General features: G+C 62.5%; 16 protein-coding genes and 1 pseudogene. 10 read left to right on the top strand and 7 right to left on the bottom strand.

Annotated elements, in window-relative coordinates; translation table 11 throughout:
* The first annotated feature begins 41 nt into the window (after positions 1–41).
* Positions 42–1256, top strand: coding sequence for a cytochrome P450 (locus ACN9MX_RS13850; protein ID WP_363738762.1), 1215 nt, complete (start codon positions 42–44; stop codon positions 1254–1256).
* A gap of 102 nt (positions 1257–1358) precedes the next feature.
* Positions 1359–1652: pseudogene (locus ACN9MX_RS13845) on the top strand (IS6 family transposase); the annotation flags it as partial.
* On the opposite strand, the gene ACN9MX_RS13840 reads toward ACN9MX_RS13845, so the two are convergent.
* The gene (locus ACN9MX_RS13840) at positions 1633–1878 is read right to left on the bottom strand and encodes a hypothetical protein (protein ID WP_426387113.1); all 246 of its coding nucleotides are present in this window, start codon (positions 1876–1878) and stop codon (positions 1633–1635) included. The pseudogene ACN9MX_RS13845 and the gene ACN9MX_RS13840 sit on opposite strands and share 20 nt — an antisense overlap.
* A 335-nt stretch (positions 1879–2213) precedes the next feature.
* Here ACN9MX_RS13840 and ACN9MX_RS13835 point away from each other — a divergent pair, with 335 nt between their 5' ends.
* From ACN9MX_RS13835 to ACN9MX_RS13815, 5 genes are all read left to right on the top strand, one after another.
* Positions 2214–2738, top strand: a complete 525-nt coding sequence (locus tag ACN9MX_RS13835) for a PilZ domain-containing protein (RefSeq protein ID WP_426387112.1) — start codon at positions 2214–2216, stop codon at positions 2736–2738.
* Between the two features lie 163 nt (positions 2739–2901).
* Entirely contained in the window at positions 2902–3054 is a 153-nt protein-coding gene (locus tag ACN9MX_RS13830) for an aldehyde dehydrogenase family protein (RefSeq protein WP_426387111.1), read from the top strand.
* A 39-nt stretch (positions 3055–3093) separates the two neighbouring features.
* A complete protein-coding gene (locus tag ACN9MX_RS13825) occupies positions 3094–4170 on the top strand; it encodes a Zn-dependent alcohol dehydrogenase (RefSeq protein ID WP_426387110.1) in 1077 nt (358 codons plus the stop codon).
* Positions 4171–4255: 85 nt separating this feature from the next.
* Positions 4256–4426 carry a hypothetical protein gene (locus ACN9MX_RS13820; RefSeq protein ID WP_426387109.1) on the top strand — a complete coding sequence of 57 codons (171 nt, stop codon included), beginning with the start codon at positions 4256–4258 and terminating at the stop codon, positions 4424–4426.
* A gap of 154 nt (positions 4427–4580) precedes the next feature.
* On the top strand, positions 4581–5162 hold the full coding sequence (locus ACN9MX_RS13815) for a DUF305 domain-containing protein (RefSeq protein ID WP_426387108.1): 582 nt from the start codon (positions 4581–4583) through the stop codon (positions 5160–5162).
* Between the two features lie 105 nt (positions 5163–5267).
* Here ACN9MX_RS13815 and clpS read toward each other — a convergent pair whose 3' ends face one another.
* The 3 genes from clpS to ACN9MX_RS13800 all read right to left on the bottom strand — a co-directional run bounded on the left by clpS (position 5268) and on the right by ACN9MX_RS13800 (position 8737).
* Positions 5268–5624 carry an ATP-dependent Clp protease adapter ClpS gene (gene clpS / locus ACN9MX_RS13810; protein ID WP_414714658.1) on the bottom strand — a complete coding sequence of 119 codons (357 nt, stop codon included), beginning with the start codon at positions 5622–5624 and terminating at the stop codon, positions 5268–5270.
* A gap of 263 nt (positions 5625–5887) precedes the next feature.
* Positions 5888–6853, bottom strand: coding sequence for a phasin family protein (locus ACN9MX_RS13805; protein ID WP_426387107.1), 966 nt, complete (start codon positions 6851–6853; stop codon positions 5888–5890).
* A gap of 144 nt (positions 6854–6997) precedes the next feature.
* Positions 6998–8737, bottom strand: a complete 1740-nt coding sequence (locus tag ACN9MX_RS13800) for a PHA/PHB synthase family protein (protein ID WP_426387106.1) — start codon at positions 8735–8737, stop codon at positions 6998–7000.
* Positions 8738–8877: 140 nt separating this feature from the next.
* Between ACN9MX_RS13800 and ACN9MX_RS13795 the strand changes: the two genes are divergently transcribed.
* From ACN9MX_RS13795 to ACN9MX_RS13785, 3 genes are all read left to right on the top strand, one after another.
* Complete coding sequence (locus ACN9MX_RS13795) at positions 8878–10086, top strand: LL-diaminopimelate aminotransferase (protein WP_133653531.1); 1209 nt, start codon at positions 8878–8880, stop codon at positions 10084–10086.
* Between the two features lie 188 nt (positions 10087–10274).
* The gene (locus ACN9MX_RS13790; RefSeq protein WP_363738743.1) at positions 10275–10751 is read left to right on the top strand and encodes a DUF2721 domain-containing protein; all 477 of its coding nucleotides are present in this window, start codon (positions 10275–10277) and stop codon (positions 10749–10751) included.
* The gene (locus ACN9MX_RS13785) at positions 10748–11293 is read left to right on the top strand and encodes a (2Fe-2S)-binding protein (RefSeq protein ID WP_133653533.1); all 546 of its coding nucleotides are present in this window, start codon (positions 10748–10750) and stop codon (positions 11291–11293) included. The genes ACN9MX_RS13790 and ACN9MX_RS13785 overlap by 4 nt, the downstream gene beginning before the upstream one ends.
* Here the strand turns inward: ACN9MX_RS13785 and ACN9MX_RS13780 are convergent.
* The 3 genes from ACN9MX_RS13780 to ACN9MX_RS13770 all read right to left on the bottom strand — a co-directional run bounded on the left by ACN9MX_RS13780 (position 11278) and on the right by ACN9MX_RS13770 (position 15258).
* Entirely contained in the window at positions 11278–12087 is an 810-nt protein-coding gene (locus tag ACN9MX_RS13780) for a DODA-type extradiol aromatic ring-opening family dioxygenase (protein WP_426387105.1), read from the bottom strand. The genes ACN9MX_RS13785 and ACN9MX_RS13780 overlap by 16 nt on opposite strands.
* A gap of 95 nt (positions 12088–12182) precedes the next feature.
* Positions 12183–14735 (bottom strand): HWE histidine kinase domain-containing protein, encoded by a 2553-nt coding sequence (locus ACN9MX_RS13775; protein WP_426387104.1) that lies wholly within the window; start codon positions 14733–14735, stop codon positions 12183–12185.
* Positions 14728–15258, bottom strand: coding sequence for a biliverdin-producing heme oxygenase (locus ACN9MX_RS13770; RefSeq protein WP_426387516.1), 531 nt, complete (start codon positions 15256–15258; stop codon positions 14728–14730). The genes ACN9MX_RS13775 and ACN9MX_RS13770 overlap by 8 nt, the downstream gene beginning before the upstream one ends.
* Positions 15259–15395 lie beyond the last annotated feature (137 nt).

Raw genomic sequence — 15395 nt, 5'->3', positions numbered from 1 at the left:
ATAGCCTTCCGTACCGATAAAATTGGGAATGGAGAGCCGCTGTGGCAACGGTCCTGAAGGACGTCGAAGCACCTGCGCACGTGCCCGTCGATCTGATCTTTGATGTCGATATCTACAATTTGCCAGGGCTGGAACATGGGCAGACGCTCGACGTCCATGCGCTGTGGAAAGATGTTCAGGACCGGCATCCGCGTGTGTTCTGGACGCCGCGTTATGGCGGTCACTGGATAGTCAGTCGCTACGCTGACATAGAGAAGATACTGCTGGACCACGGCACATTTTCGAATGCGGAGCCCTTCATTCCCAAGGGCGTCATTCCGTTTCAGACGCCCGTGCAACTCGATCCACCCGAACATGGCCCATATCGCAAGCTGTTGATGCCAGCGTTCATGCCAGCGTCGCTAGCGCGCGCGACTGACCGCGCCCGCGCCGCAGCGGCATCGATCATCGAGGAGTTGCAGCCCCGCGGACGGTGCGAATTCGTCAAGGATTTCGCCGGCGTCATGCCGATTATGGCATTCCTGACCCTGATTGACCTTCCGGTCGAGGATTTCGCTTATCTGCGCAGCGTGGCGGTTGAAATGAGTGACCCAACCAATCCCAATGCGGCGCAAGCCTGGACGGACATGTCCAATTACGTGCTGCGCCAGATACAACTGCGCCGGGATGAACCGCGCGACGATTTCATCACGTCGATCCTGTCGGGACAGGTGGCAGGGAGGCCGCTGACCGATGATGAGATTTTCAGTATGTGCCTGCTGATTGTCGGGGGCGGACTGGACACGGTCGTGTCGATGACAAGCCTGGCCGCAAGTTACCTGGCGCAGCATCCTGAGCTCCGGCGCATGATCGCAGCACGGCCTGAGCTGTTGGATAATGCTGTGGAAGAGATTGCGCGGCGTTTCGGCACCAGCAACCTCGGTCGATTGGTGCGCCAGGACACCGAAATCGCGGGCGCGAAAATGAAGGCGGGCGACATCGTGCTATGCCTGTTCCCCCTTGCAGGATTGGACGAGACGGTAAACGACGATCCGATGACGCTGAATTTTGAGCGCAAGCGTCCGAAACACCTGGCGTTTGGCACCGGCCCCCATACCTGCATCGGCAATCGTCTGGCCAAGCGGGAAATTCGCATATTTCTCGAAGAATGGTTCAAGCGGATTCCCGATTTTCGCTTGGTCGAAGGGTGTATGCCCCGAGTGCGCACGGGCATAGTCAATTCGGTCGAACGGCTCGATCTGGAATGGGACGTATAACGCGGCAGGATAAATTTGCCGACCAATTCGCGTGCCGTCTGCTTTGCTGAGATCGCACATGGCGGTACTGTCAAAGCAAACGGCCCCGCAGTAACGGTTGGCATGAACAAGCCTGTTGCCAGTCCATTCCGGTGCTTCAACTCCTCCCCGAAAGTAATCCGCCTCGTGGTGCTGATGTATGTCCGCTATCCGCTGTCACTGCGGAACGTGGAGGACCTGCTCTTCGAGCGTGGCATCGACATCTGTCATGAGACGGTGCGCCTCTGGTGGAACAGGTTCAGTCCACCGTTTGCGGACGACATCCGCCGGCAGCGGATCAGCCGCATGAAGGACTTCCGCCACTGGCGATGGCACCTTGACGAGATGTACGTCAAGATCAACGGAGTTTCGCATTTTTGTACATGGACCACATGAAGGCCATCATTATGACTGCCATTGTGCCACCCATGACCATAGCCATCCATGTCCGGGTCTGGCTGAATTCCACATGGCCGAGCGCGTAGCTATTAACGTACATTAGACCAAACATGATGACAGTCGATGTCGCGATCATGGCTGCGAAGCGACCGTAACTCATCGACATATCCATCTTTTTATTCCGGTCATGTTGCTCATATTCCATTGCCAATCTCCTTTTGCGGTCCCCTCCTTTTCATTCCGAATAGCGTGTGGTTGATCGCAACGTTCCCGCGATCGCTACACTCTCTAGGATGATTTTCGCGGCAGTCGACATCTACGCTGGACTCAGAACCGGAAGCGCAGCCCAGTAACCGGCGGACTTACAAAGAGAGACGCTCGGCCGCCTTGCCCAGTAGCGGCTTCTCTTCAACGGAATCCTCGCGCTTTTTGACCGAAAACATCATGTGGAGAGTGGTTTGCCTTTGTCTGACAGCACCGGTCTTAGCAATCTGTTTACTATGACGGCATAGAAGCGACAGATGTGGGAGAGGCTGTCGCTTGCTCAAGGCATTACAGATCGGATACAAGCCTCGTGAGGCACGTCACCCGGTGTTGATACCGGCGCGGATGCACATAGGCGCATCCTGGATCGAAGTTGTCATTCACAATCTGTCCTCCGGTGGTGCGCTTGTCGCATCTGACGAAGCCCCAGATCGCGGCACATATGTGGAAATTCGGCGAGGGCGACAGACCATCATTGGGCGGGTCGTCTGGCGAAAGGATCGCTTTTTCGGAATCCAGGCGCAGGGCAGGCTCGACGTCGCTGCCATAATCGACGAACCGCGCCTGGCTTCCCGCCCCCGGTCGGCGAATGACCCCGGATCTACCTTTGAGCGCCGAGCACAGCCGAGAATGGATGCTGATGCCAGGATCGCACGCCAATTGGAGAACAGCCGGCGTTGGTCAGCGGTATTCCAATTTGGTGTGTTTATCGCCCTGGCTCTCATTGCTGCTGGCTTCGCCGCCAGTCAAATATACGATGTCCTCTCGCCATCGTTTTCCGAAATAGAAAGTCACCTTTAACTTTACGTCCTTTGGGCCCGCAAATTTCGCACTCGGGCCATCGCCGTTCAGCAAAAATATTTCATGGACAAACGTGCGATATTGGATGCCATCGTGGCAGGCGGTGCATTGCCAGATCGACCGGGCTATTTCATTGCTCCGACCACCGTGCGGGGCATAGAGGATGGAAAACGGGGCGGCTTGGGTCAACAAACATCTGGATATGGGACCAAGCATTCCCTTCACCGGCACCCAGGCTTCGGGCGTGGGCGTCGAGAATGGCGGCGACAGCCTGCACGAATTCGCACAATTGCATGTCATCAATATTGCGAAGTAGCAAGAGCACAGCGCGCACCTGCGCAAGAGAGGATCGTTCATGAAAGCGGCGGTACTGCGGGAAATCGGCAAACCATTGACCATTGAGGACGTTACGATCGGCGACGTGGGTCCGCGAGAGGTGAGAGTGGCTGTGAAGGCGGTCGGAGTGTGTCATTCGGACCTGCACTTCGCCGAAGGGCACGTGCCTTTTCCGCTGCCCACCATATTGGGCCATGAAGCGGCGGGAATCGTGATCGAGGTCGGCAGCGATGTACGCTCGGTCAAGCGTGGAGACCATGTCGTAGGCTGCCTCTCCGCCTTTTGCGGCCACTGCGCGTCGTGCGTTTCCGGCAGGCTGGTCCTGTGCAGCACGGGCGAGACGCGGCGGGACGCGGCAATGCCACCGCGGCTTTCCATCGGCGGCGAGGCCGTTCACCAGTTCGTCAACCTGTCGGCGTTTGCCGAGGAGGTGCTTGTCCATGAAAATGCCCTTGTGGCGATTTCGCGCGACATGCCCTCCGACAAGGCAGCCGTGCTGGGATGTGCGGTGCTGACGGGGGTTGGCGCCTCCATCCACACGGCAGGGATCCGGCCCGGCCAGACTGTTGCGGTCATCGGTTGTGGGGGCGTAGGATTGTCGGCGATCAATGGTGCTCTTCTGGCGGGTGCTGGCAGGATCATCGCGGTTGACCGCGCCCCCGCCAAGCTCGAACTGGCGCGGCGCTTCGGCGCTACCGATGTCATTGAGGCAGGCGAAGACTTGGTCCATCAAATATTGGAGATGACCAGAGGCGGCGTCGATCATGCCATAGAAGCGATCGGTCTCAAATCCACCGTCGAAGCGGCTTTCGCCATGCTCCGCCCTGGCGGAATCGCGACGGTCGCCGGCATGATGCCCGTGGGAGTCAAGATCGAACTTGAGGGCTTCGCCCTGCTCGGTGAACGCCGGCTTCAGGGTTCGAACATGGGCTCGAACCATTTTCCGGTCGACATACCGCGCCTGGTAGATTTCTACATGCAAGGTCGCCTGAATCTTGATGACCTCGTGGCCGCGCATATCCGCTTGGATGAGATCGGCTCGGCCTTCGACGCCCTGCGAAACGGCGAGACAGCAAGGTCTGTCATCATGTTCTGACCATAAGAAGGCGGTCTGCGTCGTTCGCTACGTGATTCCTGCTGATCTTAAAGCGGTTCCGAGATGCTGCAGGAGCTGCAAATGCATGATCGAGCGGATCGCACGCAGATGGCGCGAACAGCCCGATGTCAGCTATTCCGACTCATGCGCAATCGGGTTGCAAGTGCGCAAACTGCCGGAAAATAGGCTTACCGTACTGTTGATGACGTGCAACAGTTCGACGACGACCGAGAACGCCAGCGTCTTCCAGCTTTGACAGCATATCGTCCAGCCGAAGGCCGCGCCGGATTTGGCCGGGGTCTCCAAGTCCGCCATCAGGCCGTCGGCCTCCGGTGCTCGTCGGGCTCAACGCGAGCGCGAGAACAAATCTCCATGTCGCCAGTTACACTCATGACGGCATGGAGGTTGCAATGGATCTGAGCCACGAGATGCGTATGGGATGGGGTCGGTTCGCGGCGATGATCGCGGTATCCACCATCATCATGTTTTTTCTGATGTACCAACTGGTTTACAGTTGGGACCACGTCCTGTTCAGCCTGACGCGACTTGTCTCATCGTTCGTCATGGGCTGTGTAATGATAGCGGTAATGCTCGCCTTCATGTGGAAGATGTATCAGCCGCAAGCCGCAAAACTCCTGGTGCTCGCGGCGTCGGTCTTATGCGTCATCGCGCTTTTGGCGATCAACCGAAATCAGACGCTGGTTGGCGATACCGGCTTCATGAAAGCAATGATCCCGCATCATTCCATTGCAATCAACAACGCCCGGAAGGCGGACATTCGCGATCCACGCGTGCGCTACCTTGCGGATCGGATCACGCGCGATCAGGTCAAGGAGATCGCAGAGATGAAAATGCTGATACAGGATATCGAGCGACATGGCAGGCGGGCCGATCATCCGCTGCCCGCTGGTCCGACCAGGTTGGAACCCGATGGTCTGGCCGAGGCCCGCGACGTGCTGAGCGGCAAATTGCTGTCGGACAAGCCGCTTTAAGCTTGCATGTGCCCAAGTGACAGAAGGGAGATGGTAGACCTGACCGCCACGGCGCACCGGTCGCGGGTGCATGGGGTAGGATGATTGTAGGTGCCGGTCGGGGCCTTAAGCCTTTTCCAGCGTGCACTGGAGCGGGTGCTGGTTCTGGCGGGCGAAGTCCATGACCTGGTTCACCTTGGTCTCCGCCACTTCATAGCTGAAGATGCCGCAGATGCCGACGCCGCGCTGGTGGACGTGCAGCATCACCCGCGTCGCCTCCTCCATGTCCATGCGGAAGAATTGCTGGAGGACGTGCACGACGAATTCCATCGGCGTGTAATCGTCATTCAGCATCAGCACCTTGTATAGGGAGGGCTTTTTCGTCCGGGCGCGGGTGCGCGTCGCGATGCCGACATTGGGACCGCCCGAGCCTTCGCCCTGGTCGTCCTGATCTCTGTCCGTCATCATCACGGAATATGCCATGGTCGAGAAGCTGTTCATGATGGGCAAGGATATGGCGATTTGCGCTTGCATGGCAAGGGGGACGAGAGCGCGTAAACCATCCTTCCCGTCCGGAAGGGCCCTGGGGGAACGTGTGAGGGGCGGTTTACCGTCGGCGTGCGCCGCGGCCTGAAGGGACGGGCGCGCTCATCCTCCATGGGTCGATAGTCGATCGGCGCCCTGGCGGAAAAGGAAAACGGCCCCGATGTCGGGGCCGTTCCTTGTTCCAGAACCCGAAGGCAAGATCAGGCGGCGAGCGCCTTCACCTTGTCGGTCACCACGGTCACGCGGGCGGTGAGCGGCGAGGTCACCTCGCTGGCCAGCTTGATCAGCGCTTCGCTGCTCTTGGCCGCTTCCTTGGTGAATTCATCGAAGCTGCTGGAGAGCAGCTGGCTCTGCAGCTGGAAGAATTCGGTCGGCGTCTTCACGGTCGAGAAGCTCTTGAACGACGCGGTCGCCTTTTCGAAGCTCTTGCGGCTGTAATCCACGGCTTCCTGGCCGATGGTCTCAAAGCCCTTGGCCGCGATCTTGCCGGATTCGACCAGCGCTTCGACATTGCCCTTGGCGATGTCGCTGAACTCCTCAATCGCCTTGGTCGACTTCTCGACGCTCACCTTGGCCTTCTCGTTGAGGTCGGCGTAAACCGTCTCCAGCTTGGCCTTGGTTTCTTCAGCGAATTTCTTTCCGGTTTCGATCACATCGTTCATCATCTTCGTTCCTTCTGTGGCGGGCAGCAACATGGGCTCTAGCGGCCCGGCCTTGGACGACAGGCTCTTCGATAGGTCCGGTTGAGCCGGCTTGGGCTCCACGACCAGCTTTGACTGCGGCTTTTCCACCTCTGGCGCCGCAGCGATGGGGGCCGGTTGCGCCGCCGCTTCCTTCACCAGTTCCGGTTCGGGCGCGGCATCGACTGCCGTGGTCGCCGCGATCACCGCCACCGGATCAGCCTTCGCCACGGGTGCCGGCTTGGCGGCCGGTGCGGCAGGCTTGGCCAGTGCGGCAGGCTTGGGCGGTGCCGGCTTGCTGGCCGCAGGCTTTGCCGCCACCTTGGCCGGAACCTTGGCCGGAACCTTGGCCGGAACCTTGGCCGGAACCTTGGCCGGAACCTTGAGTGCCGCTTCGGCAGCCTTGAGCGCCTCGCTGGCGGACAGGGTCGACGACGCTTTTTTGGCGACGGGCTTTTTACGAACTGGCTTTGGGGTAACGGCCATGGACCAACCTCCATTTGTTGCACTGCACAATATAGGCATCGCATCGCCATTGCAAGCGTTTTTGTGCAGTGCAACAAATTTGCCATATACGGCCCGTCGCCCCGGCAAGGCGGGCTGCCGCAAAAACCGTTCAACAGGAAGGAACTAGCGGCTTTTCACATAGCGGCCGGGCGCGTCCTCGATCGCCTTGAGTCGGCCCTTGCCGGGGCGGCGGGCACCCTTCACCGGCACCGTGGCGGGGGTCTGTCCGCGAATCCATTCGATCCAGTCGGGCCACCAACTGCCCCTGGTCTCCCTCGCCTGCGCGAGAAACGCCTCCAGGGTCGGCTGCGATTCGTCGCAGCTCCAATATTGATATTTGCCGGCCGCGGGCGGGTTCACCACGCCCGCAATATGGCCCGAACCCGCGAGGAGGAAGCGGATCGGTCCGGAGAAATGCTCGGTCAGCTTCCACACGCTTTCCAGCGGGGCGATATGGTCTTCACGTCCGGCCTGGACATAAGCGGGCGTCCTGACCTGGCGCAGGTCGATGGGCGTGCCCGCGACGCTGATCGCGCCGGGCTGCACCAGCAGATTGTCGCGGTAGAGCTGCGTCAGATAATCCTTGTGCCAGCGCGCGGGCAGGTTGGTGGTGTCGCCATTCCAGTAGAGCAGGTCGAAGGGCGGATAATCCTGCCCCAGCAGGTAGTTGTTGACCACATAGTTCCAGATGAGGTCGCGCCCACGCAGCAGGTTGAAGGTCGCGGCCATGTAGCGTCCGTCGAGGAAGCCGCCGGAGGAAAGCTGCTCCACCATTTTCATCTGCTCGTCATCGACGAACAGGGCGAGGTCGCCGGCCTTGCTGAAATCGACCTGGGCGGTGAAGAAGGTGGCGCTCGCGACCTTGTCCGCCTCCCCCCGCGCCGCCAGCAGCGCCAGCGTGGCGGCGAGCGTGGTGCCCGCGACGCAATAGCCGATGGTGTGGACGCTGGGCACGTCCAGCAGGTCGCGCACCGTGTCGATCGCATCGAGCTGGCCGTTCAGGATATAATCGTCCCAGACCAGGTCCTTCATCGAGCCGTCAGCCGATTTCCACGACACCAGGAAGACGCTGAGCCCCTGATCCACGGCCCATTTGACGAAACTCTTTTCCGGCGACAGGTCGAGAATGTAGAAGCGGTTGATCCAGGGCGGGAAGATCAGCAGCGGCGTTTCCATCACCGTTCCCGTCGTCGGCGCATAATGGATAAGCTGGTAGAGCGGGGTTTCCTTGATCACCTTGCCCGGCGTGGAGGCGATGTTGCGTCCCACCTCGAACGCCGTGCCGTCGGTATGGCTGAGTTGGCCCTTTTCCAGATCGGCCAGCATGTGCTTGAGGCCCTTGACCAGATTTTCGCCGCCGCTCTGGATCGTCCTCTGCACGACCATGGGGTTGGTCAGCGGGAAATTGCTGGGCGCGATCGCGTCCAGCAGGCCGGTGGTCGCGAAGCGCAGCTTGGCCTTTTGCCGGGGATCGACGCCGTCCACCGCATCGGCCATGCGCATCAGATAGTCGGAAAGCAGCAGATAGCTCTGCCGGATGAGGTCGTAAAAGGGATGCTCCGTCCAGGCCGGGTCGGCAAAGCGCCGGTCGCGGGCCGCCGCGGGACTGCCCGAAGGCGGCGGCTCCGGCTGGTCACGCAGCAGCCCGCCCGACGTCAGGAAACGCTGCCACAGGGCAAGCCCCTCATCGGCGAAGCTGGTCTGGATGCGCGCCACCGCTTCCGGATCGAAGGGCAGCGTACGCCCGGTCGCGCCGGCCGCCTGCTCCAGTAGCAATTGCTGAGCGCGGCCCAGCACCTGGGTCCATTGCTGCATGTCCTGAAGCGTTGGGAGATGGGGTTCCATGACATCCTGTTCCTTCATGGCCACCTTCCTCCTCCTGGCATGGTCCGGTCTGCCGCTTTCTCTGGCGTGTCACGGGCTGGCGGGTTATAGCCGGATGGTGACGCGACGAATGCGCGTCACGCACTATTCCTCACAGCGAGCTTTCAGGAAAGCCCCAAATGTCCGAAGAATTCTACCGCATGAAGCGCCTGCCGCCCTATGTCATCGCTGAAGTGAACGCGATGCGGGCCGCCGCGCGCGCCGCGGGGGAGGACATTATCGACCTGGGCATGGGCAATCCCGACCTGCCGCCGCCCGACCATGTCATCGCCAAGCTGTGCGAGGTCGCGCAGAAACCGAGCGCACACGGCTATTCCCAGTCGATGGGGATTCCGGGGCTGCGGAAAGCGCAGGCCAATTATTACGGCCGCCGCTTCGGCGTCGATCTGGACCCGGAGACGGAAGTCGTCGTGACCATGGGGTCGAAGGAGGGGCTGGCCAGCCTGGCCACAGCGATCACCGCGCCGGGGGACGTCGTGCTGGCGCCCAATCCCAGCTACCCGATCCACATGTTCGGCTTCATCATCGCGGGGGCGACGATCCGGTCCGTGCCGACAACGCCGGACGAGCATTATTGGCAGTCGCTGGAGCGGGCCATGGCCTTCACCGTGCCGCGCCCGTCCATCCTGGTCGTCGGCTATCCCAGCAACCCGACGGCAGAGACGGTCGACCTTGCCTTTTACGAGCGGCTGGTCGCCTGGGCGAAGGAGAACAAGGTCTGGGTGCTGTCCGACCTTGCCTATTCCGAACTTTATTATGACGGCAATCCGACGCCCTCCATCCTGCAGGTGCCGGGCGCGAAGGACGTCGCGGTCGAGTTCACCTCGCTCAGCAAGACCTATTCCATGGCGGGCTGGCGCATCGGCTTTGCCGTGGGCAACCGGCAATTGATCGCGGCGCTGAAGCGGGTGAAATCCTATCTGGATTATGGCGCGTTCACGCCGATCCAGGCGGCCGCCTGCGCGGCATTGAACGGGCCGCAGGACATCGTGCAGAAGAATCGCGAGCTCTATCACAAGCGCCGTGACGTGATGGTGGAGGCCTTTGGCCGGGCAGGATGGGACATTCCCGCCCCCCGCGCATCGATGTTCGCCTGGGCGCCACTGCCGCCTGCATTGAAGGATATGGGCAGTCTGGAATTTTCCAAGCAGCTGCTGACCCATGCCAAGGTCGCGGTCGCGCCGGGCGTCGGCTATGGCGAGGATGGCGAGGGATATGTGCGCATCGCCATGGTCGAGAATGAGCAGCGGTTGCGCCAGGCGGCGCGCAATATCCGGCAATATCTGAAGTCGATGGGGGTCAACACCCCCGCCAAGGGCGCAGCCTGAGGGAGTATGGATGAGGCCGCACTCCTGCGAAGGCAGGAGTCCGGCTCCCTCCGTCCGGCTGCGCCTCCAGCGTTCGAACTGGATTCCTGCCGTCGCAGGCGCATGATTTCCTCATGCCTTGATGGCGTGCGCCCCATGCCATCATTTCGCCTCTTGCCATTTTCCTTGCTCTGCGCTGCTTTGACACGATGATCGCACTCCCCCAGGTTTCCCAGGTCGCCCAGACCATCCAGCTTGCCCTGGCCCCGGTCTTTCTGCTGACAGGCATCGGCGCGTTCCTGAACGTCTGCGTCGGGCGGCTTGCGCGCATCATCGACCGGGCGCGGGTGGTGGAGGAAAAGATCCTCGGCTCCCGCGGCAAGGAACATGACCGGATGGTCAGCGAAATCCGCGTGCTGGACCGGCGGATGAGCGTGGTGAACGGCGCGATCTTCCTGTCGGTGGCGTCGGCCTGCGCCGTCTGTCTGGTCGTCATCCTGCTGTTCGCCGCCAATCTGCTGGGTTCGCATCTGGGCACGCCGATCGCGATCCTGTTCAGCCTGGCAATGGTGTTGCAGGCGGCCGCGTTCGGCACCTTCATCCAGGAAATCCGGCTTGCCTCGCGGACCATCCACATCCGCAACGAAGTCCTCTATCACCAGGTCGAGGAAGAGGGCATGGAATGACGAAGTTCACCGTCAACGACCGGCCCGTCCAATATCGCATGGACCCGGCCACGCCGCTGCTCTGGGCGCTGCGCGACGCGTCCAACCTGACCGGCACGAAATATGGTTGCGGCACCGGCGATTGCGGCGCCTGCACGGTCGACATAGATGGCGAAGCCGTCCGGTCCTGCCAGGTGACGATCGCCGCGACCGAGGGGAAGTTCGTCACCACCATAGAGGGACTGTCACCTGATCGCGGCCATCCACTCCAACAGGTGTTCGCGGCGGACAATGTCTCGCAATGCGGATACTGCATTCCCGGGGTCATCATGGCAGCTTCGGTGCTGCTGCGGCGGTCGGGCGATCCGAGCGATGAGGAAATCGACGCGGCGATCACCAATATCTGCCGGTGCGGCATCTATCCCCGGTTGCGCGGCGCGATCCAGCGTGCCGGCAGGGTGATGCGCGGCGAGGAAGTGGTGGACGCCGTGCCGCCATCGGGCATCACGCCGGAGGAGGCGGCGAAAGCGGTTCCGGCGCTACAGAATCAGCCGAAGCGATAGCCTGAAACGGCCCAGCCCAGCACGGTGCTGGCATGGTCGCGCACGGCCGCATCCCTGCCCCCCGCGCCCAGGGCGACCATCAGCGGCAGGAGATGTTCCTCACGCGGATGGGCGAAGTGGGCATGGGGCAGGTCGGTCCAGGCGGCGATGCGTCGCGCCCGGCTGGCGGGATCGGGGTTCAGGACGGCGTCGGTCAGGGCGTCGTCCCAAAGCTTCGCCGCCCCGGTCGCCTGCGCGCCGCGCACCCGCAGATTGTGGAAGCTGAGGCCCGAACCGACGATCAGGACGCCCTCGTCGCGCAGGGGTTCCAGCGCCCGGCCGGCGGCGATATGCGCTTCGGGGTCAAGGCCGTGGTGAAGCGAAAGCTGGGCGACGGGAATGTCGGCCTGCGGCAACGCCACCTTCATCGGGATGAAGACGCCATGGTCCCAGCCGCGCGCTTCCTCCGTGCCGGTCTGGAAACCCGCCTGTTCCAGCAGATCGGCTGCGCGGCGGGCCAATGCGGGCGCGCCCGGCGCATCCCAGTGGAGCGTATAGGTGTGCGGCGGGAAGCCGTAATAGTCGAACAGCAGGCCGGGCCTTTCCCCGTCATGGACCGTGAAGCGGCTTTCCTCCCAATGGCCGGAGACCAGCAGGATCGCGCGAGGACGTTCCGGCAGGTTGGCGATGATGCCCGCCAGATAATCCTGCATCGGCTGCCACATCGGGTCGCAATGCGGCGTTTCAGGGTCGGCGGGATCCATGAAGAAGCAGGGGCCGCCGCCATGGGGAATGAAAAATGTCGGTTGTCTCATTCCCGATAGATCGGATGGACGCAGCCGCGACGCAAGCGGAACCGGGGAAACGCATTGTTTCGGGCGGATGCCAGGGCAGCCTCTGTACGAAACGGTTAAAGGACGGGGGCGATGGCCTGGGCCAGGGTCGCGCCGGAATAGGGCTTTTTGAGCAGCGTCACGTCGTCGAAGCGATCGGGCAGCTCCAGCCCATCGCCATAGCCGGTGGCGAAGAGGAAGGAGATGCCCTTTTCCGCCAGCAGTTCCGCCACGGGAAGGCTGGTTTCATTGCCCAGGTTGAAGTCCAGCACGGCCAGGTCGACCTCATGGTTCGCGATCGCCTCCCGCGCGCGGCTCACGCTGGCGGCGGTGATCACCTCGGCCCCCAGGTCGCGCAACGCATCCTCGCCGTCCATGGCGATGATCATATTGTCTTCGACGAGCAGCACATTGCGGCCCTTGAGCAGGGTCGGCGCGGGCGCGTGAACAATGCCGGCGCGTTCGGCGCCGATGACGTCGGGCAGGACCGAGGCGACATGGGCGGAGGGGATGCAGAAGTGCGCCTCCAGCCCGGAAAGGCGGTAATGCACCTCCACCCGGCCATCGAGATCATAGGGGATGGACCGTTCGATCACGGTCGATCCGAAACCCCGGCGCGTGGGCGCGAGCACGGCGGGCCCGCCGCTTTCCCGCCAATCGAGCAGCAGGCTGCCATCGGCATCGACGGTCCAGTCGATGGTGACGCTGCCATTGTCGGACAGCGCGCCATATTTGGCGGCGTTGGTCAGCAATTCGTGAATCACCAGCGCCAGCACCGTGAAGGCGGCAGGCGTCAGCAGGACGTTAGGGCCGGTCAGCGTCACCCGGTCGCGCCGCGCACCCAGATAGGCTGCCGATTCCACCTCGATAAGATCGTAGAGCCGGGCGGGCGCCCAGCGGTCCGCAGTGATCTGGTCGTGCGCCCGGGCCAGGGCATGGACGCGGCTTTCCAACGTGTCGATGAACTGGTCGATCGACTGGGCGCTGTCGCGGGTCTGGGACAAGAGGCCCCGAATCAGCGAGAGGATGTTGCGCACGCGATGGTTGAGTTCCGCGATCAGCAATTCCTGCTTTTCATGCGCCTTCCGCCGATCCTCATGCGCGGAATCGGACAGGCGCAATATGACCTCCAGCAGCGCGGTACGCAGAGCCTCCGCGACGCGCAGTTCGGCGGCGGTGAAGGGCGTCGCCGTGCCGCGCACCAGTTCCGACCACTCCTCGAAGCTCTTGCGCGGCGTCAGGCGCGGGCCGTTGGGGCCATATTCGACATGCTTTTCAGGACTGCCCGCCCAGCGTACCGAGCGAAGCTGTTCCGCCCGGAAAAGCACCACATAGTCGCGCGGGCGGCGCGAAAGCGGGATGGCGAGCAGGCCGGCCGCACGATCGGCATGGGCAGCCGCTTCAGGCAACAGGCGCGACAGATTTTCGGTGGCGAAGACCTGACCAGCCGCCGCCCGGTTCAGCATGGCGACGATGGCGGCGAAGCTCCGCTGGTCGGGGGCAAGGCCGGAAAAGGCCATCTGGCCGTCGATATATACGCCCACGCCGTCCGCCGGGATGGTGTCGAAGATCACGTCGCCCAACCAGCGGGCGTTGGAGAGCAGGTCATGGTCCTGCGCCACCGCCGACATCAGCCTGTCAGCGACCTGCCGCGCCTTGCCCTCATAGGCGGCGGTTTCGCTCCGTTCCCGATTTTCGAGCATCATCGAGAAAATCTGGCCGAACAATTCGGCCGCGCTGCGCTGCGCGAAACTAGGCAGGCGGGGACCATAATGGTGGCAGGCGAAAAGGCCCCAGAGCCGCCCTTCGACGACGATCGAGATGGAGAGCGAGGCCCCCACCCCCATATTGCCGAGATATTCGATATGAATCGGCGAAACCGCCCGCGTCAGGCAGAGCGACATGTCCAGCGCCGCGCCCGACGGATCGAGCTGCGGCACGATGGGAACCGGCTTTGCCCGGACGTCCGCGATCACCCGGAAGATGTTGCGCAGGTAGAGCGCCCGCGCCTGCGCCGGTATGTCGGACGCGGGATAATGCAGGCCGAAAAAGCTCTCGACGCCCGGACGCAGAGCTTCGGCGACCACTTCCCCATCGCCACCGTCCGCGAAGCGATAGACCATGACCCGGTCGAAGCCGGTTAGCGCCCGCACCTGGCGCGCGCCGTCCCGCAGGAAGGCCGCCATGCCCTGCGTCTGGCCAAGCCGCGACACCATGGAGCGGACCGTGCTGCTCGCCTCCATCTCGTCGCGGGACGCTGGTTCCGCCTCGATCACGACCAGCGAGCCGGAGAAATGGACGGCCACGTCGAAGGGCGCGATGCCGTCTATCAGCGTGAGCGAGAAGATGCGCTCGACCGCGTCGGGACCGCGCAACAGGGTGATTCGGTTGCGCAGGGAGTGGACCGCCTCCCCGCTGAAGATCGCGCTGATCGGCTGGCCCAGCATCTGCTCTGGCGAAAGGCCGATATGGTCGGCGCTGTTGGCGGATACGCGCGACACCAGCCAGTCGGCGGTCAGCGCGATCAGGAAACCGAAGGGCTGGACCTTACCGAGCACATGGATCGGTTCCCGGTCGCAATTGTCGAGGTCGACGGCGAAATCCTGAGCCAGAATATCGCCATCAGCCATGAAGCGGCGCCATTTCGAGGGCCGCCGCCGCGAACAGATCGAATGCCGCACTGGCACCGCGAATCGCCTCGTCGATCCATGTCCTGCCGCCCTTGGCAGCGGCGGCGTCCAGCCGGCGCTGGAAGGCCGCCCAGCCGCCCTTTTCATGCGCCGCGCTCAGATAGGCGCGGGGCAGGCCGGAACCGACGCGGCGGGCGAGCATGGCCCCGCCCAGCCGTGATCCTTCCAGCGTATAGCGGACGCCCCAGCGATAGGCATCGGTAGGGGGTGTCGGCGCAGCAAGCGGCGCGGGCAGCGTTTCGTTCAGAGTCGCAAGATCCTGCGCCAGTTGCGGCAGGCGCGGCGCGTCCGGCCGGATCATGGCCTCCAGCGGGGCCAGCGCGCGGGCATGCGCCCTCAAAAAAGCGGCATAGCCGGGCCGGTCGTCCAGCGAAAAGCGCGAGAACAGATCATCGACTCGCTGATGGCTTTCCATCGTCGCTTGACGCAGGGCCTGTCGAGCGCTGCCGGCAGTGGGCGTTATCGTCACCCCGCATCCCTAAGGGGGTTTATCGAGCACCGCACTGATCTGGATCAGCTTTCCTTATAACATTGGTTATATTTCCCGGCAGTTCGGCGCAGAGTGCGTCCCGCCGCAGGCTGCGGATTCTTTCAGATCGC

Origin of the sequence: Sphingobium sp. R-21, assembly GCF_049913335.1 — a bacterium.
In the GTDB taxonomy this organism is placed as follows: Bacteria; Pseudomonadota; Alphaproteobacteria; order Sphingomonadales; family Sphingomonadaceae; genus Sphingobium.
The sequence above is the reverse complement of the archived record's forward strand: the minus strand, read 5'-3'. Positions and strand labels throughout refer to the sequence as shown.